Annotated in this window: 24 protein-coding genes; 17 read left to right on the top strand and 7 right to left on the bottom strand. The window is 46.5% G+C overall.

The window, feature by feature from the left end; translation table 11 throughout:
• Positions 1 to 100 precede the first annotated feature (100 nt).
• The 3 genes from fliP to M0P91_RS05785 all read left to right on the top strand — a co-directional run bounded on the left by fliP (position 101) and on the right by M0P91_RS05785 (position 2783).
• Positions 101 to 820 (top strand): flagellar type III secretion system pore protein FliP, encoded by a 720-nt coding sequence (gene fliP, locus M0P91_RS05795; RefSeq protein ID WP_295065620.1) that lies wholly within the window; start codon positions 101 to 103, stop codon positions 818 to 820.
• A gap of 102 nt (positions 821 to 922) precedes the next feature.
• The gene (trmA, locus tag M0P91_RS05790) at positions 923 to 2029 is read left to right on the top strand and encodes a tRNA (uridine(54)-C5)-methyltransferase TrmA (RefSeq protein ID WP_295065565.1); all 1107 of its coding nucleotides are present in this window, start codon (positions 923 to 925) and stop codon (positions 2027 to 2029) included.
• Between the two features lie 4 nt (positions 2030 to 2033).
• Positions 2034 to 2783, top strand: coding sequence for a hypothetical protein (locus M0P91_RS05785; protein WP_295065563.1), 750 nt, complete (start codon positions 2034 to 2036; stop codon positions 2781 to 2783).
• A gap of 190 nt (positions 2784 to 2973) precedes the next feature.
• Here the strand turns inward: M0P91_RS05785 and M0P91_RS05780 are convergent, their stop codons facing one another.
• On the bottom strand, positions 2974 to 3486 hold the full coding sequence (locus tag M0P91_RS05780) for a rhodanese-like domain-containing protein (protein ID WP_295065561.1): 513 nt from the start codon (positions 3484 to 3486) through the stop codon (positions 2974 to 2976).
• A gap of 196 nt (positions 3487 to 3682) precedes the next feature.
• Here M0P91_RS05780 and M0P91_RS05775 point away from each other — a divergent pair, with 196 nt between their 5' ends.
• Both M0P91_RS05775 and M0P91_RS05770 read left to right on the top strand, forming a co-directional pair.
• Entirely contained in the window at positions 3683 to 4126 is a 444-nt protein-coding gene (locus tag M0P91_RS05775; protein WP_295065559.1) for a DUF4395 domain-containing protein, read from the top strand.
• 2 nt (positions 4127 to 4128) lie between these two features.
• Positions 4129 to 4533, top strand: coding sequence for an Rrf2 family transcriptional regulator (locus tag M0P91_RS05770; protein ID WP_295065557.1), 405 nt, complete (start codon positions 4129 to 4131; stop codon positions 4531 to 4533).
• Between the two features lie 10 nt (positions 4534 to 4543).
• Here the strand turns inward: M0P91_RS05770 and M0P91_RS05765 are convergent, their stop codons facing one another.
• Together M0P91_RS05765 and recO are read right to left on the bottom strand one after the other, a co-directional pair.
• Positions 4544 to 4849, bottom strand: coding sequence for a hypothetical protein (locus M0P91_RS05765; protein WP_295065555.1), 306 nt, complete (start codon positions 4847 to 4849; stop codon positions 4544 to 4546).
• Positions 4849 to 5466 carry a recombination protein RecO gene (gene recO / locus M0P91_RS05760; RefSeq protein WP_295065553.1) on the bottom strand — a complete coding sequence of 206 codons (618 nt, stop codon included), beginning with the start codon at positions 5464 to 5466 and terminating at the stop codon, positions 4849 to 4851. The genes M0P91_RS05765 and recO overlap by 1 nt, the downstream gene beginning before the upstream one ends.
• Positions 5467 to 5645: 179 nt before the next feature.
• On the opposite strand from recO, the gene gltB reads away from it, so the two are divergent.
• Genes gltB through M0P91_RS05705 form a run of 11 tightly spaced genes read left to right on the top strand, consistent with a single transcriptional unit; the run spans position 5646 to position 16736 of the window.
• Positions 5646 to 10079 carry a glutamate synthase large subunit gene (gene gltB, locus M0P91_RS05755; RefSeq protein ID WP_295065551.1) on the top strand — a complete coding sequence of 1478 codons (4434 nt, stop codon included), beginning with the start codon at positions 5646 to 5648 and terminating at the stop codon, positions 10077 to 10079.
• Positions 10080 to 10084: 5 nt separating this feature from the next.
• Positions 10085 to 11464 carry a glutamate synthase subunit beta gene (locus M0P91_RS05750; protein WP_295065549.1) on the top strand — a complete coding sequence of 460 codons (1380 nt, stop codon included), beginning with the start codon at positions 10085 to 10087 and terminating at the stop codon, positions 11462 to 11464.
• 22 nt (positions 11465 to 11486) lie between these two features.
• A complete protein-coding gene (locus tag M0P91_RS05745; RefSeq protein WP_295065547.1) occupies positions 11487 to 11627 on the top strand; it encodes a hypothetical protein in 141 nt (46 codons plus the stop codon).
• On the top strand, positions 11624 to 12466 hold the full coding sequence (gene accD / locus M0P91_RS05740; RefSeq protein WP_295065545.1) for an acetyl-CoA carboxylase, carboxyltransferase subunit beta: 843 nt from the start codon (positions 11624 to 11626) through the stop codon (positions 12464 to 12466). Before M0P91_RS05745 ends, accD begins: the two co-directional genes overlap by 4 nt.
• Positions 12466 to 13038, top strand: coding sequence for a thiamine phosphate synthase (locus M0P91_RS05735; protein ID WP_295065543.1), 573 nt, complete (start codon positions 12466 to 12468; stop codon positions 13036 to 13038). Before accD ends, M0P91_RS05735 begins: the two co-directional genes overlap by 1 nt.
• A gap of 45 nt (positions 13039 to 13083) precedes the next feature.
• Positions 13084 to 13545, top strand: coding sequence for a 23S rRNA (pseudouridine(1915)-N(3))-methyltransferase RlmH (locus M0P91_RS05730; RefSeq protein WP_295065541.1), 462 nt, complete (start codon positions 13084 to 13086; stop codon positions 13543 to 13545).
• Between the two features lie 9 nt (positions 13546 to 13554).
• Positions 13555 to 13908 carry an RNA polymerase-binding protein DksA gene (gene dksA, locus M0P91_RS05725; protein WP_295065539.1) on the top strand — a complete coding sequence of 118 codons (354 nt, stop codon included), beginning with the start codon at positions 13555 to 13557 and terminating at the stop codon, positions 13906 to 13908.
• Positions 13909 to 13920: 12 nt separating this feature from the next.
• Entirely contained in the window at positions 13921 to 14946 is a 1026-nt protein-coding gene (locus M0P91_RS05720; protein ID WP_295065537.1) for a hypothetical protein, read from the top strand.
• A 44-nt stretch (positions 14947 to 14990) separates the two neighbouring features.
• Positions 14991 to 15980, top strand: coding sequence for a tRNA-dihydrouridine synthase (locus tag M0P91_RS05715; RefSeq protein WP_295065535.1), 990 nt, complete (start codon positions 14991 to 14993; stop codon positions 15978 to 15980).
• Positions 15981 to 16024: 44 nt separating this feature from the next.
• The gene (locus M0P91_RS05710) at positions 16025 to 16483 is read left to right on the top strand and encodes a hypothetical protein (RefSeq protein ID WP_295065533.1); all 459 of its coding nucleotides are present in this window, start codon (positions 16025 to 16027) and stop codon (positions 16481 to 16483) included.
• Entirely contained in the window at positions 16431 to 16736 is a 306-nt protein-coding gene (locus M0P91_RS05705) for a hypothetical protein (RefSeq protein WP_295065531.1), read from the top strand. Before M0P91_RS05710 ends, M0P91_RS05705 begins: the two co-directional genes overlap by 53 nt.
• A 139-nt stretch (positions 16737 to 16875) precedes the next feature.
• Here the strand turns inward: M0P91_RS05705 and M0P91_RS05700 are convergent, their stop codons facing one another.
• Positions 16876 to 18231 (bottom strand): IS4 family transposase, encoded by a 1356-nt coding sequence (locus M0P91_RS05700; protein ID WP_295065529.1) that lies wholly within the window; start codon positions 18229 to 18231, stop codon positions 16876 to 16878.
• Positions 18232 to 18476: 245 nt separating this feature from the next.
• On the opposite strand from M0P91_RS05700, the gene M0P91_RS05695 reads away from it, so the two are divergent.
• Complete coding sequence (locus M0P91_RS05695; protein ID WP_295065527.1) at positions 18477 to 18944, top strand: hypothetical protein; 468 nt, start codon at positions 18477 to 18479, stop codon at positions 18942 to 18944.
• Positions 18945 to 19124: 180 nt separating this feature from the next.
• Here the strand turns inward: M0P91_RS05695 and M0P91_RS05690 are convergent, their stop codons facing one another.
• The 3 genes from M0P91_RS05690 to M0P91_RS05680 are packed head-to-tail and all read right to left on the bottom strand — an operon-like array spanning position 19125 to position 20704.
• A complete protein-coding gene (locus tag M0P91_RS05690) occupies positions 19125 to 20030 on the bottom strand; it encodes a hypothetical protein (RefSeq protein ID WP_295065526.1) in 906 nt (301 codons plus the stop codon).
• Positions 20027 to 20365 carry a flagellar motor switch protein FliN gene (gene fliN / locus M0P91_RS05685; RefSeq protein ID WP_295065524.1) on the bottom strand — a complete coding sequence of 113 codons (339 nt, stop codon included), beginning with the start codon at positions 20363 to 20365 and terminating at the stop codon, positions 20027 to 20029. Before fliN ends, M0P91_RS05690 begins: the two co-directional genes overlap by 4 nt.
• A 3-nt stretch (positions 20366 to 20368) precedes the next feature.
• Complete coding sequence (locus tag M0P91_RS05680; RefSeq protein ID WP_295065522.1) at positions 20369 to 20704, bottom strand: chemotaxis protein CheX; 336 nt, start codon at positions 20702 to 20704, stop codon at positions 20369 to 20371.
• Positions 20705 to 20793: the final 89 nt, after the last annotated feature.

Below are 20793 nucleotides of genomic sequence, written 5' to 3'. Positions count from 1 at the left end.
GGATGCTATTTTATCTTGTTTAAACGAGAACCACCCTTAATGTGTGGTATTATCGCCTCTTTAAAAGTATTTCAGGAGTGATCATTTGGCACGTTTGTTGATGGTATTGCTCTGGATGGGTACGGCACTGTGGAGTGCAGACAACCCGGTACCGGCGATGAGTTTTAATCTTACCGCCCCGGAAAGTCCCGAAGAGGTTGTCAGCTCGCTCAATGTTTTGTTGATGCTGACCGTCTTGTTTTTGGCACCGAGTCTGGTGCTGGTGATGACGACATTTACCCGTTTCGTCATCGTATTCGGATTTTTGCGTCAGGCTCTGGGGACACAGCAGGTCCCCCCGACGCAGCTGCTGGTGATGCTGGCGCTGATTCTGACTGTTTTCGTTATGGAACCGGTCGCGACCAAAGCGTACGATGAGGGGATCAAACCCTACAGCGAAAAAAAGATCAGCTACGACGAGGCATTTGAGAAAACAACCGATCCGTTTAAAAATTTCATGGTACGCAATACCCGTGAAAAAGATCTGGCTCTCTTTTTGCGAATCCGTCATATGGAAAATCCCCAGTCGATCAAAGAAGTTCCCCTTACGATCGTGATTCCCGCATTTGTGATCAGTGAGCTGAAAACGGCATTTGAGATCGGATTTCTCCTTTTTCTGCCGTTTTTGGTCATCGATATGGTCGTCGCGTCGATTTTGATGTCGATGGGGATGATGATGCTTCCGCCGGTCATGATCTCGATGCCGTTTAAAATACTGGTATTTGTTATGGTAGACGGATGGAATCTTCTGATCGGCAACCTCATTGCCAGCGTCAAATGAGTATGGTGTGAAAAGTGCCGGGGGTGCGCGGGCTTCGCGTCGAGTAAAACCTAGCGTTAGTGTAGCCGTGGGGGCTTATTCCCGTGGCCTGTAAGGATTTAAATGAACTGTGACTATTTCGGAATTTGCGGAAGCTGCCGCCATTACGAGGGGGGATACGATGCCCAGCTCTCCTGGAAAACAGCAAATATACAAAAGCAATTTGCCCCCTATTTTCAGGGAGAGATCGATGTTTTTACCTCGAAGGAGGAACATTTCCGTTCCCGGAGCGAGTTTAAAATCTACCATGACGACGGGGAGATCTTTTATGCGATGAACCGTGCCGACAAGCAGGGGGTTGTGAAAATCTCCTCCTGCTCCATCGTCTCCGAACCGATTGCCAAACTGATGGGGCCGCTGTTGGAAGCGATCCGCAAAGAGGGGATCGGACACCGCCTTTTCGGCGTCGATTTTTTATCGACGCAAAACGGCGAAGTGGTGGTGAGCTTTTTGTATCATCGGGCGCTGGATGAGGAGTGGCAGGTTTCGGCACGTCGGATCGAAACGGAACTGGGGATCCATATCATCGGGCGAAGCCGCAAACAAAAAGTGATCCTTTCTCAGGATTTCGTGACCGAAACACTCCGTATCCGGGGACGCGATTACCGTTACGTCCATATCGAAAACAGTTTTACCCAGCCCAATGCGACCGTTAACGAAAAGATGGTGGGGTGGTCATTGGATCAGATGGAGGGGATAGGGGGCGATTTATTGGAACTCTATTGCGGTGCGGGGAATTTCACGATCCCTTTTGCTTCCAAATTTGATCGGGTACTGGCAACCGAAATTTCCAAATCCTCTATCATGGCGGCAAAACGGAACATGGAACTCAACGGTGTCGGGAATATCGATTTCGTCCGCCTCAGTGCCGAGGAGTTTACACAGGCCCTTGACGCAGAGCGTGTATTTCGCCGTCTGGAGGGGCTGGATGTTTCCGACTACCGGCTTAAAACCCTTTTCGTCGATCCGCCGCGCAGCGGTCTGGGAGAGGAGCCGTGCACTTTTGCCGCCCGCTTTGAGCATCTTCTTTATATCTCCTGCAATCCCGAGACGCTGTTGCGTGATTTGGAACAGTTATCCCAAACGCATACCGTCGTTTCGATGGCCCTGTTTGATCAGTTTCCCTACACCCACCATCTTGAAATGGGTGTAAAACTTATTAAAAAGTGATCGTATGAAAATAATTATTCTTTCCCTCTGCGCCGTATCGTTGTTGTACGGAAGTGGCTCCAACGACTCCTATGTTATTCTCAATGAAGTGGCCAAATTGCGCCAAAAATACGAAGAGTGCCGCTCAGGGCAATGCCAGATTACGGGAATTGCCCCGGCAGTGCACCAAAAGTGTGACAAAGAGCGCCGTGACGCGATACGAAAAATCGCGGAACAGCAAAACACGATTGCGCAGCTAGAGAAGCAAATCCATGCAATGAAAGCCCGGAGAGTCGATTTGAAAGAGCTAAAGGGGGCGGAAACTCCCCCGGCGGCAGTGAAAATCAAAACTCCTCCCCCTTCAGCCAAAAAATTGCCGCTTCCCCCTCCAAAACTGTGTAAAGTTGAACAAACGGCAACATCGAGTGAGAAAAATCATCCGGTCGCGACGAATGAAAGCGAACGGGAGCGGCTCAAACGTCTCCTTGAACTTGAGCGGAAAAACCATCCGGCAGAAAAACCGTTCACTCCTCCAAAAAAATTCGCCGCTACGGATAAAACTCCGGCGGCTTACCGGATGAAAATCGATGGGATGATCTACGATGCCCCGGAGGGGAAGCCCCTTTTTACGTGGGAGTCACAGCGGTCGTTTACCTCGGGGGTAAAGTCGGGAGAATGGATCAAGATTACAGGATACTTTGTCAATCGCAAGTGGCAGGCAACACGTGAGAATGAAAATTTGTGGGTCAAAGAGAGTGACGTGATCCGAAGATAACGGTTTGTGCAAACGGCCCGGTTTTTTATCGGTGGCCATAATAGGGGTCTGGTTCTTGGGAGAAAGGGAGATAGCATCAGATTGATTATCTCTCCCGCATCCGGAAGATGCGGGAAGCTTCAGGGGGTTGTAGGGACATTTGTCCCTGCCACTTTGCGGGCTTTGCCCGAAAAGTGCGTAACATCAGATATTAATATCCGTCGTACGGAAGTTTTGCCTCTTTCCAACCGAACATGTATCCGTTTTCGAGATTGTAGGCTTTAATCCCCTCTTTGGCGAGAAGGTTTGCCGCTGCGGTTGAGCGGGGACCGCTTCGGCAAACGAGGATGACTGCACCGACGTTTCGGAGTTTCATCGCCTTCATCACATCAGAAACAAAGCTTTTATTGAATACCTCTTTGGCATCGTAGAGTTTTTGGGTATCGGCGTGCCCTTTGACTTTATCAGTTTTGAGTTCGAATTCAGCACTTTTCACCCGATCTTCGATGGATTTGGGGATATAGGTCCACTCGTATGCCGGAATATTGACAAATCCTTCTCCGTGCCCCGTATAGATAAATTCGAGGGTGGTTCGGACATCGACGATGAGGGCTTCCCCTTTTTTCTGCATCTCATACGCCTCTTGCGCCGTGAGATCCCCCTCGTAGAGGTCATTGGCTTGGAGCATCAAAGCGCTTATTAACAGCATCAGTAGCTTTTTCATAGGAGTAATCCCTTATTGTGTTGGAAAATAGTGGCGCGATTGTAGCTCAAAAAGTTTACAACCTGATAAATCGTCCGAGGTAGCGTTCCCCATCACCTTTCCATCACAGCAAACACTTTGAATCCTTATCAATACAGTATGAATACTTGACAATAAAAATAAATTCCTTTATCATGGCAAAAAAAAAGGAGTTACAATGGCTCAGGCATGTCCATTGATTTTTCGTCAGGTAGACGCAACCGTCGTCCGGATTAATACTCTCTTCGTTTTCGGTGCGGTCAGCGCTTTTTTGATAACCCACTCGGTGGCTATTTTGGTGTTGCTTGCGGTTGATTTTGCCCTCCGTCTCTACGGTTATAAACACATCAGCCCGATTCAGAACCTCTCATTGCTGATCCAGAAAAAATTGTCGATACCGTCCAAAATGGAAGATGCGGGGGCAAAGCGTCTGGCTGCATTTTTCGGCCTCGGATTTACGATTGCATTAGCGGTCGTCCATCTTCTGGGGATCCAATGGGGCGTTATGAGTATTGCGACAATCTATTTGGCGTGTGCCGGTTTGGAACTTTTGTTTGGCTATTGCGTCGGCTGTAAAATCTATTATATTGTTCGGAAAATTTTTCCGAAAGCGTTTGCCTGAGCATGGCAGCCCTCTCTTCCAAAGCGATTTACGGTCTCGCGGCCATGCACGTACTCTCTCATGCGCCCGGCGGTAGGATGATGCAGGTGCGTGAAATCGCGGCGATGACGCGAATTTCGCACGGCTATTTGGAACAGCTCCTCTCCATGCTGCGGCGAAACCATCTGGTGATTAGTATTCGAGGGGCGTCGGGGGGATACAAACTCTCCCGCCCCGCTCACGAGATAGAGGTGATTGAAATTATCGAAGCACTGGACGGGCCGTTTTACAAGATTGACGGCAATGTCGGCTCAAGTTTGATTCTGGAATATTTTTGGAGTGATATCGAGGAGAAGATGCGTACCCTCTTTACGATGAAACTCTCCGAACTCGATCAGGCCTATCAACCCCATTACTACGAGATTTAATGGATTGTGATTAACGGTGGGTGTAGCGCGCGGTTTCGATAAGTTTACGATTTCGCATCATCGAAATTTCAATTTCGGCGGCATTTTTATTTTGATATAACGTGAGTTCGTTTCGGTTGATGACCGATTGGACTTCACGGTATAAATCGCTTAAACTCCCTTTGATCCTCTTGGCTGTGTAAAATGATCCGTTATAGATATTTCTTGAAGTCTCAGGTTCTGAATATTTGGAGAAGAGTGCTTCTAGGGCTTTATTCTTACGCATCACAACCTCCTCATCGGTAATTTGCAATACGTATAGCAAAAACAGTTCCATTAGAACCCCTCATTCATGACATACCACAACCGATCAATCTCATTATCGTCTAAAAAGAGGGTAGAAGCATGGGTATAAAGCCATTCAAGCCCTTTTGGGTTAAAGGAGAGGGTATGCGAACATTCCGAATGGGCCGGTAAAAATGCACGGATCAGGGAAATCTCATTCTCAATCGGTTTGTCGCAAAAAAAACACTCCATCCGGCGATGAAGCCGCCCTTCATGCTCCAGAAGTTTGACGTACGACTCGACCGCAACCCTTTTGGGATTTTGATCGCTCCAGCAGGAAGCGGCATCACTGAGAAGCTCAAAATAAAAACTTCCGATCTCTTCGGAATCGTGCAGATGAGGGTAAAAGAGTGAGACAAACTGCTGCCACACCCGGATCCGTTCATAGCGGCTCATCCACGGGTACCCCAAATGGATGACGTCACGCAATCGGGAAATAGAGCTTTTGTATGAGTGTTCGACTTCGAAATCGATTTTAAATCCCATATTGATGGGGCTGTGCCGCGCTCCGTAGAAACGGTAAAGGGTCTGTAAGTTTTCTTCCGTTATGATTGTGACGATCATATCCTCATCCCGTGCACGGTTGAGCCTGATAATAAATCCCTGCATATTTGATTCTACTTTACACGCTTTCCATGAATTTTTTTATAATCTTTCTCATTTTAATCATTTTTAACCTAACAGTTGTTAAAATAAGGAAATTTACATCTTCTTTAAACTACTTATGTTTAAAAAGATATTAAAAAATAACAATTTGCCGAAAATATTCGGTGAAAGGTGATGCTCTAGTGGAATATCGAGATTTATTACGTTCATTTAAAGATAACTGCGGATTTGGTTTGATCGCCAACATTAAAAACCGTCCCTCACACGAAAATCTGGAGAATGCGATTACCGCATTGGAGCGGATGATGCATCGCGGTGCGGTTGCAGCGGATGGGAAAACCGGTGACGGAAGCGGATTGCTCCTCTCGATTCCCCATGAGTTTATGCGTGCCGTTACCGCTGAGCAGGGGATTGAACTTCCTGAAATGTATGCGGTTGCGGTGGTATTTACCCGTGACGCTTCCCAATTGGCCGTTCTTGAGAAAATTTGTGCCAACAACGACTTGAAAGTCGTATTGGACCGTCGCGTGCCGATCGATACCAATGCGTTGGGGCAGCAGGCACTTGCAACGCTTCCTGAATTTCACCACCTGTTTATTACCCCAAACTCGTTGATGGCGAGCCAGCGTTTTGACGCATTGGTCTATTTGAGCCGCAAAGAGACGGAACACGCATTGATTCAAGATGAAGATTTTTACATTGCGTCGATGTCTTCTCGGGTTATTTCGTACAAAGGGCTTATTATGCCGACGCATATCAAGGAGTTTTACCCTGATCTGCAAAATGAAAATTTTAAAATCTCATTTTCCCTTTTCCACCAGCGCTTTTCGACCAATACCCTTCCAAAATGGCGTTTGGCCCAGCCGTTTCGCGCCGTTGCCCACAACGGTGAGATTAACTCGGTCGAAGCAAACCGCTTCAACGTCGCCGTTAAATCCGAATCGATTAAAAGTGAAGTCTTCACCCCTGAAGAGATCGCGCGACTTCTTCCGATCCTTCAACCGGGCGGATCGGACAGCGCCAGTGCCGACAACTTTTTCGAGTTTCTAATCGTCAACGGGATGGATTTTTTCAAAGCGGCACGTGCCGTTATCCCCGCACCGTGGCAGAATGCTCCCCATATGGATCCGGAACTCCGAGCGTTTTACGAATACCATTCCACCGTATTTGAAGCATGGGACGGTCCTGCGGCGTTTTCTTTGACCGATGGGCGATACATCGGCTGCGTTCTTGACCGTAACGGTCTGCGCCCTTCAAAGTATATCATTACCCATGACGATACCCTTTTGATCGCCAGCGAATACGGAGTGATCGATATTCCGCAAGAGCAGATCAAAGAGCGAGGACGCCTCCAGTCCGGGCAGATGATCGGGTTGGATTTGAAATTCGGGAAAGTGCTGAAAGATGAGGATATCAACCAATATCTCAAATCTTCCAACCCGTATATGAAATGGCTCAATGAACAGATGATCTATCTGCAAGAGCATGTGGACGAGCAGTACGTTACCCGCAGCGATTACGAAACCGAAAATCTGGTGGAGCGCCAGCGCTATTTCAACATCACCCAGGAGGTGATTGAGCAGGTGATTGAACCGATGATGCGTGACGGCAAAGAGGCGGTCGGATCGATGGGCGACGATACCCCTTTGGCCGCTTTCAGCGACAAACAAAGAAATTTCACCGATTTTTTCAAACAGCGTTTTGCTCAGGTGACCAACCCGCCGATCGATCCGATCCGGGAAAAAGTGGTGATGAGTTTGAATACGGGATTCGGTGAGACCCACAATATCTTGGACGAGATCCCCTCCCATGCGAATCGTCTGAAAGCGATCTCTCCGATTATTCTGCGTGAGAAGCTTGATGTCCTTAAATCGTTTGGTGATAAAAAATCACCGAGATACCAATCATTTTATTCCAATGAAGTTTTTTCGACTGCTTACAAAGGGGGATTAAAAAACTCCCTGGAAGCGTTGGTAGAGAACGTTATCAAAGCGGTGCGTGAAGAGGGAGTTCGAATCGTTATTTTGGATGATACCGGATTCGATAAAGATCACAAAACCATCCCAATGGTCATGGCGGTAGGGCGTATCAGCCGTGCGTTGTTAAAAGAAAAAATTCGTCATCTCGCATCGATCGTTGCTTGTTCGAGCGAAGTGATCGATTCGCACGGTGCGGCGGCACTGATCGCCTACGGTGCAAGCGCCGTCTATCCGAGCTTGTTGTTTGCAACGGTGGCCGCACGTATCGAAAGAAATATCACCGATCTCAGTACCTCGGAAGCGTTTAAATCGGTCCACCATTCGCTTAATTCAGGACTTTTGAAAATTATGTCAAAAATGGGAATTGCAACGATTGCCTCGTATCGCAATTCCGGTTTATTCGATATTATCGGACTCAGCCGGGAGATGGTTGAAGAGTGTTTCGGCGAATCGCATGTGCTGATTCCGGGATTGAGCTACGAAGATATCGATGAGCGTTTGGCCAAAAACCACAAAGAGGCGTTTGAAGTCAACGGATTCAACCGCATTTTCCCGCTAAAAATAGGGGGATTTTATAAATTTTACAACGGACAGGAACATCACGATTTCAATCCGGACGTCATTCATGCTATCCACCGGGTCTCCAAAACCGGAAAACGTGAAGATTTTGATCGTTTAAATCAGGTGATCCACGGTCGCGGCCAAAAATTTATCCGCGATTTCTTTGAGTTTCATTCGGACAGAGCCAGCATCGATATCTCTGAAGTGGAACCGAAAGAGGCGATTTTTAAACGGTTTGCCTCAGCGGCGATGAGTTTGGGATCGATCTCTCCGGAAGCGCATGAGTGCATGGCGGTAGCGATGAACACGATCGGCGCTCAAAGCAACTCGGGTGAGGGGGGAGAAGACTCCGCCCGTTTCGATACGTTGAAAAACTCCAAAATCAAGCAGGTTGCATCAGGGCGCTTCGGTGTCACACCGGCGTATTTGCGAAGCGCCGAAGAGATTCAGATTAAAGTGGCCCAAGGGGCAAAACCGGGAGAAGGGGGGCAGCTTCCGGGGCACAAAGTGAGCGGTTTGATCGCCCGTCTGCGTTATACGATGCCGGGTGTGACGTTGATTTCCCCTCCGCCGCACCACGACATCTATTCGATTGAGGATTTGGCACAGCTTATTTTCGATATGAAACAGGTCAATCCAAATGCGACGGTAGCGGTTAAACTCGTATCTGCGGCCGGCGTGGGGACTATTGCGGCCGGTGTAGCCAAAGCGTATGCCGATAAAATCGTCATCTCCGGAGGGGACGGCGGTACGGGTGCCGCACCGCTGACATCGATCAAATTTGCGGGGAACCCGTGGGAACTCGGCCTTTCAGAAGCGCATAACGCCCTGAAGGTTAATAACCTGCGCGGACTCGTCCATCTCCAAACCGACGGCGGTCTCAAAACCGGACGTGATGTTGTCAAAGCAGCACTCTTGGGTGCAGAGAGTTATGCCTTCGGTACCGGTGCCCTTACTATTATCGGATGTAAGATGCTTCGCATCTGCCATGTCAATAAATGTTCGGTAGGGATCGCAACGCAAAACGAGAAATTGCGCCATAACCATTTTGACGGAACGGTAGAACAGTTGATCAATTACTTCACCTATCTGGCGGAAGACGTTCGCGTCATTATGGCCAAGCTGGGGTACAAAACGATGGAAGAGCTGGTAGGGCGAAGCGACCTGCTCCGCGTTATCGACACTGATTTTGCGAAAAAATTTGATTTTAGTTCCGTATTGCATCGCGAAGAGGGGGTTAATACCTGCCAGAGTGCTAGCAATGAACCTTTCGATCTGAATCAATTTGAAAAAGATGTTCTTACCGAAGCGATGGATGCAATTAAAAATCCGGAACGTCCGGTTCGCATTACCCGTGATATCTGTAATTTGAATCGCAGTTTCGGTGCCCGTATCAGCGGCGAAATCGCGCAGTATTACGGAGATGCCGGACTTAAACCCGACACGATCCGCCTTCACCTCAAAGGGATAGCGGGCCAGGCATTGGGTGCATTCTTGATCAACGGCGTATCGATTCATCTTGAAGGGGTTGCCAACGACTACATCGGTAAAGGGATGCACGGCGGTAAAATTGTCATCCGTTCTCAGCATCAGGGCGAAGAGTTCAGTGCGGGCGGAAATACCTGTCTTTATGGTGCAACGGGAGGTAAACTCTTCATTTCCGGTTCCGTCGGCGAACGTTTTGCCGTCCGTAATTCGGGTGCACTTGCGATCGTCGAGGGGACAGGGGACAATGCGTGTGAATACATGACCGGCGGTGTTGTTGTTATTTTAGGAAAAACCGGGATCAACTTCGGTGCGGGGATGACGGGCGGATTTGCGTTCGTTTATGATGAAAACCATACTTTTGTTGAAAACGTGAACCGTGAGCTGATCGATGCAATCCGTATTGATACGGATGACGGAGATGAGGCTCGACATTATTTGAAACGGCTCCTGAAAGATTATATTGCCGAGACGGAAAGTGTAAAAGCACAGACCCTATTGAATAATTTCCGTGTTGAAATTCGTAACTTCTGGCTTGTCCGCCCGAAAAACTTAACCAAATTGCCACTTAATCCTGATAAAGGGGACTAATACTTATGAGAGAATTTTTAACCATTGAACGAATCGATCCGGCAAAACGTCTTGCCGTACAGCGCTTGAAAGATTTCAGCGAAATTTATGAGCCCATGGGGCAAAAAGATGCTACGGCACAGAGTGACCGATGTATCCAGTGCGGTGACCCGTTTTGTCTGAACAAATGTCCGTTGCACAACTATATTCCGCAATGGCTGAAAGCAGTTGCCGAAAAAGATTTGAAGTTCGCTTTTAATCTCTCCAATGAGCCTTCGCCGTTTCCTGAAGTGATGGGGCGTGTCTGTCCGCATGACAGGCTATGCGAAGGGGATTGTACGTTGAATGACGGCTACGGGGCCATTACGATCGGTTCGGTTGAGACTTTTATTAACGAAGAGGGATTCAAACAGGGGTTGAAACCCTATTTTCCGGGGATTACGACCGATAAAAGAGTAGCGATCATCGGATCGGGTCCTGCCGGACTTTCAGCGGCAACCTATCTGCTTCGCTCCGGTATTGCGGTCACGATGTATGAGCGAAGCGACCGTGCAGGCGGTTTGCTGACCTACGGTATCCCCAATTTTAAATTGGACAAGAAAATTGTTGAACGTCGTGTCGCGTTGCTGGTCGATGCCGGTTTGAAACTGGTGTTTAACTGTGAAGTCGGAAAAGATATCGAATTTGATACGATTGCCGATCAACACGATGCCGTATTTATCGGTATCGGTGCAACCAAATCCAAGAGTGCAAAAATCGCCGGTGAAAATGCTTCCAATGTTTACACGGCAATGGAGTATCTGACGGCCATTCAGCGTAAAAACTTCGGACTCTCCTACGATAAGAAATTCGATTTCAAAGATCTCGACGTCGTTGTTGTCGGAGGGGGAGACACCGCTATGGACTGTGTCCGTACCGCCAAACGGGAGGGGGCAAAAAATGTCAGCTGCCACTATCGCAGAGATGCTCACAATATGCCCGGATCGGTCAAAGAGTACAAAAATGCGATTGAAGAGGGGGTAGAGTTTGTTTTCCATGCCTCTCCGAAAGAGGTTATCCTTGGCGATAGCGGCAAAGCGATAGGGGTCCATATGGCGAAAACGATTCTCGGGGCCAAAGACGAGAGCGGGCGTCAGAGAATGGAAGAGGTCAAAGGGGGCGATTTTAATGCCAATGCCGATGTCATTATCATGGCACTTGGTTTTGACCCGGCAGTCCCTCCGTTTTTAGCAGAAAACGGCATCTCCGTTAACGGCTGGGGCGGTATCGTTGTGAATGAGAAATATGAGACCACTACACCCGGGATATATGCCGGCGGCGATTGCTATCGCGGTGCAGATTTGGTAGTCACGGCAGCGTACGACGGGCGTGAAGCGGCACGTTCCATGGTTAAGGCATTGCTCTAACTCTGTGCTATTTTTAGGTACAATGCGACCATACGATATTCAAGCGGGTCTTTATCTGAGCCGCCATCTTTATACGTTTCAAAATGACCGCATTATCCTGCTGAGTCGGGATGAAAAAGTTTTTGAACGTATCCTTGCGATTGTAAAAAAGGAGATTTTTTGAGTCTATTCAACCTCTTCGGCGACTCCGAAAAGAAAAAACAACCTACCAAAAGCGAAGCCCCTTCCCACTGGGTTAAATGTCCGGCGTGTCAATCGCTTATGTATTACAAAGAGATAGCGAAACAGCATCATGTTTGTCCTAAATGCGGTTTCCATCTCCGTATCGGTGTTAAAGAGCGTCTTACACTGATCGCAGACGAAGGTAGTTTTGTTGAATTTGACGCCAATTTACGCCCTACCGATCCCCTGAGCTTTGTGGATAAAAAAAGTTACGCTGCACGGATTGAAGAGGGATTTGCTAAAAATGAGCGTTACTCTTCGGTTGTAAGCGGTGAGTGCACGATCAACGAAGTACCCGTTCAATTGGTCGTATTTGATTTCAACTTTATGGGGGGATCACTGGGTTCCGTAGAAGGGGAAAAAATTGTCCGTGCCATCAACCGTGCGATCAACAAGCGGATGGGGGTCATTATTGTCAGCGCCAGCGGCGGTGCCCGGATGCAGGAGAGTACTTTTTCGTTAATGCAGATGTCTAAAACCTCTGCGGCGCTGGCACGTCTAGCGCAACAAAAACTCCCTTATATTTCGCTTTTGACCGATCCTACGATGGGTGGGGTCAGTGCTTCTTTTGCAACTTTAGGGGATATTATCATTGCAGAACCGGGTGCATTGGTCGGTTTTGCAGGGCAGCGTGTTATCAAGCAAACGATCGGTAGCGATCTTCCTGAAGGGTTTCAGCGTGCCGAGTTCTTACTCGAAAAAGGGTCTATCGACATGGTAGTACCCCGTAGCGAACTTAAAGAGACCCTCAGTGATCTTTTCAAACTGCTTGTCCCCTAATGCGACTCTATGCTCTTTGTGACGCCGATACCCTCCGCAGCCGGGGGGTTGATTTGCCTGCTTTTGTAGATCGGGTAAAAGGGCGAAACGGTGAAATTCTCCAATACCGAAACAAACACGGTGATATTACACAAATCAAAAACGACCTCATTCTTTTGCGCCGCTTATGGGACGGTTTTTTAGTGATCAACGACCATTACGAGTTGGTTCCGTTTTGTGACGGAGTTCATTTGGGACAAGAAGATTTGATCCGAATTGATCCAAATCCCGAGCGCGCGATTAAAATGTTAAAAATGGCGATAGGCGAGGAGAAGATTATCGGTTTATCGACCCATAACCGCGAGGAGATTTCAGCTGCGAACACTCTGGATCTTAATTATATCGGTTTAGGGGCGTACCGTGCTACGTCAACAAAATCGGATGCCAAAGTATTGGGAGAAGAACTCGATTCTTTGGCAAAAATGTCGAAACATCCGGTTGCGGCCATCGGTGGAGTCAGGCTGAACGACACCTTTAAATACGTCACCTATCATGTGATCGGCTCAGGGCTCTTAAGTGAGGATATCGGATGAGAAATCCCCTTGATTGTGTACGCAACTCTGTCTTGAGGTGGTAGAATGATGAATATCTCACTGATAACCATCGCCAAAAAAGAGCGCTCTTTGTACGATCCCCTTTATCAAGAACAGATTAAGATGATCTCCCGTTTTGCCAAACTTGACGATATTGAACTTTTCCCCAAAGAGATCGTTAAAGCGCACCAAATCGGATCGGAGGCATCCCAAGCCGCTTATTCCAAGCTCTTGATACCGATGTTGGGTAAAAATTACTCGATTGCGTTACATCCTGAGGGGAAAAAGGTTGATAGTTTTGCATTTAGTAAGCTTATAAGTGATAAAATTTCGTTGCAATTTTTTATAGGCGGTGCCTACGGCTTTGAAAAGAGTTTTGTAGAGCAATGCGATACGGCTATCAGTTTGTCTGGGTTGACTTTTAGTCATAAAATAGCCAAAACTGTTTTGCTGGAACAAATTTATCGCGCCTATTCACTGTTAGCAAACCACCCGTACCATAAATGAGGAGAATTGATGAGAGATAATGAGCTGCACTATTTCGAGGAAATATTATTAACACGCAAAGCTCAAATTATTAAAAATATCAACGGTGTTGAAATTGAGATGAGTCAGTTACGTGAACTTGAGCTCAATGATGAGGGGGATTATGCATCGGTCAGCAATGACAATATGGTCGAAAATGCCATCGGAGCCCAGCAAGCCAAAGAGCTACAGGAGATTGAGGATGCCCTCTCTAAGATTAAAACGAAACAGTACGGTATTTGTGAAATGTGCGAAGACGATATCGGATTTCAGCGTCTTAAAGTAAAACCGCATGCAAAATATTGTATCGTATGTCGTCCTATCGTTGAAAAAAATAAAGGGTAAAGAGGAGCAGCTATGCAGTTAAAGCGTTACACCATTGCGTCACTAATTTTAATCGTATTAATTGGTGCTGCGGCGTATAACATCACAACGGAATCGGTCTCTTTCGAACTATTAGGGATGGTATTTCCCAATATGCCGATCGCATTTTGGGTCGTTGTTCCGGTTCTCTTACTGTACCTAGCGAGTGTTGTACACATGATGGTTTACACGTTGGTCGGCAACTTTAAGCTTAGACGGCTGAACAAAGATCATGAAAAGATGGTGGATGCGCTCAGAAGTGCACTGCTGGGTTCGGGGGAACGTAATAATGTATACAAAACCGATTCCTATAAATTAATGGGAAAATTGATCGATAATTCTATTATCATGCCCTACGAGACCCTCCGTGCGGTCGGGCATGAGAAGATTGATGAAGCGCTTGAACTTATGCGCGATGTCAAAGAGAAGAAAAAAGTTGAGATCAAAAAATTTCATCTTCCCAATACGGCATCCATTGTGATCCAAAATAATCTGAACCGTTTTGAACGGGGTGAGATCGATGCGGAGAGTATCCTTTCTCACAGCGAGAGTTATGGCGATATCGTATGTACCAAAGCGTATGAAACGTATGTTAAAACGGCTTCAGCCGGTGCCATTATGAAAAATAAACGTTTTTTTACAAAGGCTGCGCTGCTTGATTTCGTTCAGCGTATCAATGCGGCTGAAAACGGAATTACGCTAAGTAATGAAGAACTTCTCCCCCTTTTGAGTGATTTAAAACTTGAAAATGAAGAGTGGGTTGACCTTTCCGACGCCATGTCGAAAAATATGCTTCCGGAGCAGCGTATCCGTCTTTTCGAGATGTTAAGCGAAAAAAACGATGATGTGATGGAAGGGTATCTCTTTACCCTGTATGATCTTCAAATGATCGATACGGCGAATGAGATTTTAAACAATACCTCTAAAGAAGATTACCAGATTTTCAAGGCATATCGCGATCTCAAAGCAGCTAACAAACATTATGATATTGCAATCTTTCTTCACCGAAGTTGCGACTAAAAGCGGGATTGCTCCGCTTTTCCTCCCCTCACAAGGTAATTTCCATGACTCCAAAACTCGATTTTAATACTCCCGTTTATGCGCTTGCGCCGCTTGCCGGATACACCGACCTGCCGTTTCGCAATGTTGTTAAAAAATTCGGTGCCGATTTGACGGTGAGTGAAATGCTCAGCTCCAACGCCCTTGCGTACGGATCGGCCAAAACACTGAAAATGCTTGAACGCAGCCCGAATGAAGATCCCTATTCGGTTCAGATTGCCGGCTCCGAAGAGGAGATCGTCCGTCGTGCGGTGGAGGTTCTGAACGGACAGGAGGAGATTGATATTATCGATCTTAATTGCGGATGCCCGGTACCGAAAATCGTCTGTCACGGTTCGGGAAGTTCGCTTTTGAACGATTTGCCCCGCATGGCGCGGATAATTGAAACGATTAAAAAAACCTCGAACAAATCGACATTGAGCGTTAAGATACGTCTCGGTTTTGAGAGTAAAAATCATATCGAAATCGCCAAACTCGTCGAAGGATGCGGCGCCGATTTTCTCGCCGTTCACGGCCGTACCCGTGCAGGAAAATTCAAAGCCCCCGTCGACTACGACGCAATCGGCGAAATCAAAGCCGCAGTACGTATTCCGGTTATTGCGAACGGAGATATCGATTCATTTGAAAAAGCCCAATGGGTGTTGAACCATACCAAAGCCGATGGGGTTATGATCGGGCGGGGAGCCGTCGGAGCTCCATGGATATTTCATCAGCTGAAAACCGGGAGTGCGACCGTCGATCCGATGATCAAACACGCCATCATCATGGAACACCTGGACGGAATGGTCCGTTTCTACGGAGCACGGGGTGTCATAACCTTCCGCAAACACGTCCACACCTATTCAAAAGGGTACGAAGGGGCTTCGGCCCTGCGCGATCTTGTCAATCGTATCGACGATCCGCTCCACTACCGCGAAGTGGTTGACGAATTTTTCCGCACCCACCGTCAGATTGCGGAAGGGTTTAAAGCTTCTGATCTCGTTTGCGAGTGCTGAGTTTCGATCCCGATGTCGATAAAACGATCGGGTATAATTCAGATATGGAAAATTTTAGACAAATTGAAAACAACTTTTTAAAATCGCTTGATAATTTTGACGTATCTTCTAAAGAATCCGCATTGAACACATTCCACAATCTATGGATGAGTGAAGAAAAATACTTTGCCCATTATGAAAAAAGAAAAAAAGAGGGCTTTGTAGCTGATAGATTCGATTATATGCGCAAAACATTCAATACGATCACTAGTGAGGAGGTATATTTCGAGACGTATGAAATGCCGGAGTTATGGGACAGGGTATTTTATTCGAAGGATGACAATACGGCGGTAGTGCTGGCTAAAAACGGCAAGATATTGACTTCATACCAAATAAAGACTACAATTGAAAAGACGTTTAAAAAACATATAGATTTCTTAAATGCAAAAATTATAAAAATGGAGGTAAGCGATGAGTTCTCAAGACAGATTGAATCGATTGCAAACAAACTTGCGCTTTTTTGATCTTGAATCTTTCTTCCATGATGAAACGTTTTTTGATATTTTAGAAGATAGAAAAATGCTTGAAGAAAGCAAAGAAGGTTTGACGTTTGCAGAGCGTGAGAAATTATTCTACATTGATAATATCATCAACAGTTATTACAATCTGTATAAAGACGAGAATCTGGATGGATATGCTGCTATGAGCTTCAAATTGTTGGAAAAAGTAGAGGACATTTCAAAAAAATCAATCGAAAGCTATACAAAAGCGGCATAAGCAAGAGGGAAAAAAAAAGCCGATGGTTAATTACTCCCTCCGCCTAATCTTACCGCTCCATTAATGACACGAGAAGTTGTTATTGCAAAAAAATTATAACACAAAAAATAAATAAAATGCAGGCAGGCTAGAATGGCACTTACTTAAGCTTTTTAGGGTGTCCATTCTTCAGAATTTCTTCTCTAGCCACGTCTCTTAATTTCATCAGGAGCGGGTAATCATTTCGCCTTCTTTTGATAGCACGAGGTTCCACACGTCCGGCTCGATTTCCAATATATTTTTCACCAATACGTCTTAAGAGTTGTTTTGTGGTGATCTTGCAATTGTTACGAAATGCAGAAAGCAACTGTAGAGTATGTTTGAAACTGATTTCTCTAGGAAGTAGTGAACATTGGTGGGCAGAAGCTAGCATTATTGAGCGGATTAAATTATACGCTAAAAAGTAAATCCAAAGTTCTTTGATTGCCATTTGTGGTGTCTTACAACTGAGGCTTTTTAGTCCCAGTGTCGATTTTATATTGCGCAAGTCCACCTCAATCTGCCACCGTTGTTTATAGAGTGCACCAAGAGCCTTGAGAGGATGTTTTTTAGGGCATAGCATGGTCGTAATAAGCGTTTTCCCTCCTGCTTTAAGCTCTCTAATGGTTAACTTATTGGGTGCACTATCATACTCGTTTTGCGTCATCCATTCAGGTTTGAGTTTTGGTTTTTTGAGTGTGATCAGATGATCATTTTCCCCCATAACCGTTCCCGAAGTAAAATCAGTTGTACGTGAACGTGCACCGTGTTGTACAAAGACGATATCGATTCCGTGTGCAATCATATGTTCAATCAAAAAATAGGTGCTGTAAAATGCATCTGCTAAAACAACATCACCACGCTTGAATACTCCAAGCATGTTACGCAGTAGCGTTTGTTCGGAAGCACCTTTTCCGTGGTAAGGACTCACACATGCATCCATGAGCGATCCCGTTGATAGCGATATAACCCCAACTACACGACAAATAGGAAATCCAAGTCCTTTGGGAAGTGCGGATGTCTGCGGGTAACTTTCCTGATTGGCAGAGGTATCTGGCATAGTAAGGGTTGTACCATCAACGAGGTAAACTGTTCTCTCTTGCCAGCGCCATCTTATTTTTACTCGCTGCTCATTACGTTTCGCTACTGCTTTAGTAAGTTTTGATACCATCGTCTCACTCAACCGCTGACGTGCTTTACAATATCCGCCGGTAGCCACGGATTGATGCGTCGTCAATGCCATCTCATTGACGACATTCTGGCATGATCGATCGCTATTGAGAGCCTGTGATATAAACATGCAGAGGGTTTGCATAGGAGTATAGAGGCGACTACGATAGTTAGGTAGCTCTTCTTGGATCGTCTCAATCAGCTCTGGCTTCGCAATAAGACTCTCAATCGTACTAAAGCTTTTATGTTGAAGTTTCTTGAGGGCACTTTTTTCTTGGTGTTTTAACGCTTTTGTGATAGCATTCATTACGGCTGGCTCTTTGTATGCAGTATTTCATTTGGTGATGATTACTACTCAAAAGCCAGTTGCATTCCATCTCGTAAATAAATCTGGTTTTTTAGGCTCTTTTTTCCTTAAGTAAGTGCCATTCCAGGCAGGCTAAATTTTCTTGCGCCCGTTTATACTTCTCCTCCTCTTTCAAAGTAACCCTCCCGTTATAGTTTCTCGTTAGCCTCTTTTGCTACAATCCCTCCTAAAAAAAGGTCACATTGATGGCAATCGATTTTTACACGGCAGGTATGAATGCCTATGACGGCAGACGCTATGAAGAGGCGCATGAGTGGCTTATTCAAGGTACGGACGATCCGCGATGCGCGTATGCACTCGGAACACTCTATTATAACGCTCAGGGCGTCACACGGGATTTTAAAAAATCAACCGAATACTACGCTCAGGCGGCGGAAGCGGGGATACTCCCGGCTCAAGTGAGTGCCGGATTTGCGTATGCCAATGCGATGGGGGTTCCGGAAGATTTTGATAAAGCTGCGCATTACCTCAAAATGGCGGTTGCTCAGGGGGAGGCGGCGGCAAAAGTGACGCTGGCAGAGATTTATGCAAAAGGGCATGGCGGCGGAAGCCGTAAAGAGGCGGCGGTACTGATCCGTGAGGTATTGTCAACAACAGGTGGGGAAGAGGCGTATGATGTCTACAGCCGTTATGATCTGGGGAATGTGAAATAAAGGGTGCTGGAGGAGTTTCTCCGGCGTTTAATGGCTGAGCTTACGCATTTTTTTAAAAAAGGCGATAAGGTCGGTTATTTCTCCCGCATCCGGAAGATGCGGGAAGCTTTAGGGGGTTGTAGGGACATTTGTCCCTGCCACTTTATGGGCTTTGCCCAGAAAGTGCGTTACATTGAGTAATTAATAATTGCCGGAAGCCTTCGCTTTATAAGAATTAAACGGCTCATCCTGTGCCGGTGCAAGCTGAAAAAATCCGTCGAGTTCACGATGTTTGGATTGCAAAAGGGTTTCAAAATCGTTTTGGGTAACGGGGATATTGTCCTGAAATTTATCCAGTAACAGGGTATTGTTCCCCAAAAGAACCAGATAGCTCTGTGTGCCGTAATCGAGCATGGCAATGGTATGGGAAGGATCGAGCGTTTTTTGGAACCGGATATGGACACCTCCCGCGATCTCTCCGGAAGGGGCAACCGGCGCAGTTGAAGGGGCTTTTGCCCCGTTGGAAGGTTTGTTGAAAAGCCACGGTACCTTCGGCTCTGTCGCCAAGGTACCGGAACGTTTGGCAATGTTTTGTTTGAGCCAAAACAAAATGGCGATACCGATGATTAAAACGGCAATAACAACGTAGTAGCTTTGCTCAAATTCATTATCGTTTTTGGTCGGGAGCCCTTCAACCGCCGCTTCATCAACCGGAGGGTTTTTGATGGTATTGTCGGCATTGGCGACACCGTTCATAAAACGGAGCCGTAAGCCGTAGGAATCGGATGTCTTGGAAGCTTGCATCACAACATCGCTAGAAATGAGCGCCGTAATCTCAATCTGTTCACCTTGCGGAGTGAGGGTAATGTTTTTGAGATACCGGGAATTGACATTTTTGACTTTCTGCGATTCGAGGGATGCCCCCTCGAGTTTGATCGTAATCGTATCATTTTGCCGATTTTGGCGTAAAACCCCTTCATACGGTGTATCAAACGTCAGCATGACGTCAACACGGTCATTACGGTCGTAGATATTGTAACTGAGAATTTTGGAACCCCATAAAAATGCGGGGAGTAACACTAAAAACAGGGCGGTAAATAGTTTCATAGTCTCTCTTTTGATAGATAATAGAGTACGGCACTCGAATCGAGCACTTCATTGATACGGATAGCAAGATTTTTTTCATAAACCATCACTTCCCCTTTGCCGATGATTCGGCCGTTGACGTACGATTCGACACTCTCTCCGGCCGGTTTTCCCAGATCGATGACGGAACCTTTTTCAAGTTTGATAATTTCACCTAGGGTGAGGGTTGTTTGCCCCAAATCGGCGACAAATTCAACCTCCATATCCAATAATCCGTCGTAATCCATCCATGCGAGCTCTTTGGCGCGATCGAAAGTGTGGGATTCTTTATTGTCGACCGTGAGGGTTTCATCCATACGTTACAACCTTTTTACGGCAATCAACATTTCGCCGTTTTTTATACTGATACAACAGAGATCCTCCCCGTTTGAACCGATTGTTTCGTCCGGGGAGAAAAAAGGGGTTGCGATACGGATTGACGTATCGTAAGCTTCCGATGCGAGTACTTTGGCGCTTCCGACTATCATATTGGTCGTTTCCAGCAGCATGTCGATCAACGTCTCGTCGTCGCTCTCCTCTTCTCCCAAAAAAATCTCGGTGATCATCTGAATCAAGAGGCGGTCACAGCCGATAAAGGCGCGATGCGCGCTACCGTTTTCCGCTTCGATATCAATATAAGCAAGAAACGTTCTCATACTGTTAAGGGGAGGAACAAATCGGTAGGAATCCCTTATTTGATGAAGGCAGAAATTTTCAGCCGCTTGGATAATAATCGGTAGCATCG

It is taken from the genome of Sulfuricurvum sp. (assembly GCF_023229695.1).
Taxonomy (GTDB): Bacteria; Campylobacterota; Campylobacteria; order Campylobacterales; family Sulfurimonadaceae; genus Sulfuricurvum.
The sequence above is the reverse complement of the archived record's forward strand: the minus strand, read 5'-3'. Positions and strand labels throughout refer to the sequence as shown.

Bases quoted from the DNA above. Each gene is read 5' to 3' on its own strand.
- fliP (WP_295065620.1), top strand. From the start codon at position 101: ATGGTATTGCTCTGGATGGGTACGGCACTGTGGAGTGCAGACAACCCG.
- trmA (WP_295065565.1), top strand. From the start codon at position 923: ATGAACTGTGACTATTTCGGAATTTGCGGAAGCTGCCGCCATTACGAG.
- M0P91_RS05785 (WP_295065563.1), top strand. From the start codon at position 2,034: ATGAAAATAATTATTCTTTCCCTCTGCGCCGTATCGTTGTTGTACGGA.
- M0P91_RS05780 (WP_295065561.1), bottom strand. From the start codon at position 3,486: ATGAAAAAGCTACTGATGCTGTTAATAAGCGCTTTGATGCTCCAAGCC.
- M0P91_RS05775 (WP_295065559.1), top strand. From the start codon at position 3,683: ATGGCTCAGGCATGTCCATTGATTTTTCGTCAGGTAGACGCAACCGTC.
- M0P91_RS05770 (WP_295065557.1), top strand. From the start codon at position 4,129: ATGGCAGCCCTCTCTTCCAAAGCGATTTACGGTCTCGCGGCCATGCAC.
- M0P91_RS05765 (WP_295065555.1), bottom strand. From the start codon at position 4,849: ATGGAACTGTTTTTGCTATACGTATTGCAAATTACCGATGAGGAGGTT.
- recO (WP_295065553.1), bottom strand. From the start codon at position 5,466: ATGCAGGGATTTATTATCAGGCTCAACCGTGCACGGGATGAGGATATG.
- M0P91_RS05750 (WP_295065549.1), top strand. From the start codon at position 10,085: ATGAGAGAATTTTTAACCATTGAACGAATCGATCCGGCAAAACGTCTT.
- M0P91_RS05745 (WP_295065547.1), top strand. From the start codon at position 11,487: ATGCGACCATACGATATTCAAGCGGGTCTTTATCTGAGCCGCCATCTT.
- M0P91_RS05735 (WP_295065543.1), top strand. From the start codon at position 12,466: ATGCGACTCTATGCTCTTTGTGACGCCGATACCCTCCGCAGCCGGGGG.
- M0P91_RS05730 (WP_295065541.1), top strand. From the start codon at position 13,084: ATGATGAATATCTCACTGATAACCATCGCCAAAAAAGAGCGCTCTTTG.
- dksA (WP_295065539.1), top strand. From the start codon at position 13,555: ATGAGAGATAATGAGCTGCACTATTTCGAGGAAATATTATTAACACGC.
- M0P91_RS05720 (WP_295065537.1), top strand. From the start codon at position 13,921: ATGCAGTTAAAGCGTTACACCATTGCGTCACTAATTTTAATCGTATTA.
- M0P91_RS05715 (WP_295065535.1), top strand. From the start codon at position 14,991: ATGACTCCAAAACTCGATTTTAATACTCCCGTTTATGCGCTTGCGCCG.
- M0P91_RS05710 (WP_295065533.1), top strand. From the start codon at position 16,025: ATGGAAAATTTTAGACAAATTGAAAACAACTTTTTAAAATCGCTTGAT.
- M0P91_RS05705 (WP_295065531.1), top strand. From the start codon at position 16,431: ATGAGTTCTCAAGACAGATTGAATCGATTGCAAACAAACTTGCGCTTT.
- M0P91_RS05700 (WP_295065529.1), bottom strand. From the start codon at position 18,231: ATGAATGCTATCACAAAAGCGTTAAAACACCAAGAAAAAAGTGCCCTC.
- M0P91_RS05695 (WP_295065527.1), top strand. From the start codon at position 18,477: ATGGCAATCGATTTTTACACGGCAGGTATGAATGCCTATGACGGCAGA.
- M0P91_RS05690 (WP_295065526.1), bottom strand. From the start codon at position 20,030: ATGAAACTATTTACCGCCCTGTTTTTAGTGTTACTCCCCGCATTTTTA.
- fliN (WP_295065524.1), bottom strand. From the start codon at position 20,365: ATGGATGAAACCCTCACGGTCGACAATAAAGAATCCCACACTTTCGAT.
- M0P91_RS05680 (WP_295065522.1), bottom strand. From the start codon at position 20,704: ATGAGAACGTTTCTTGCTTATATTGATATCGAAGCGGAAAACGGTAGC.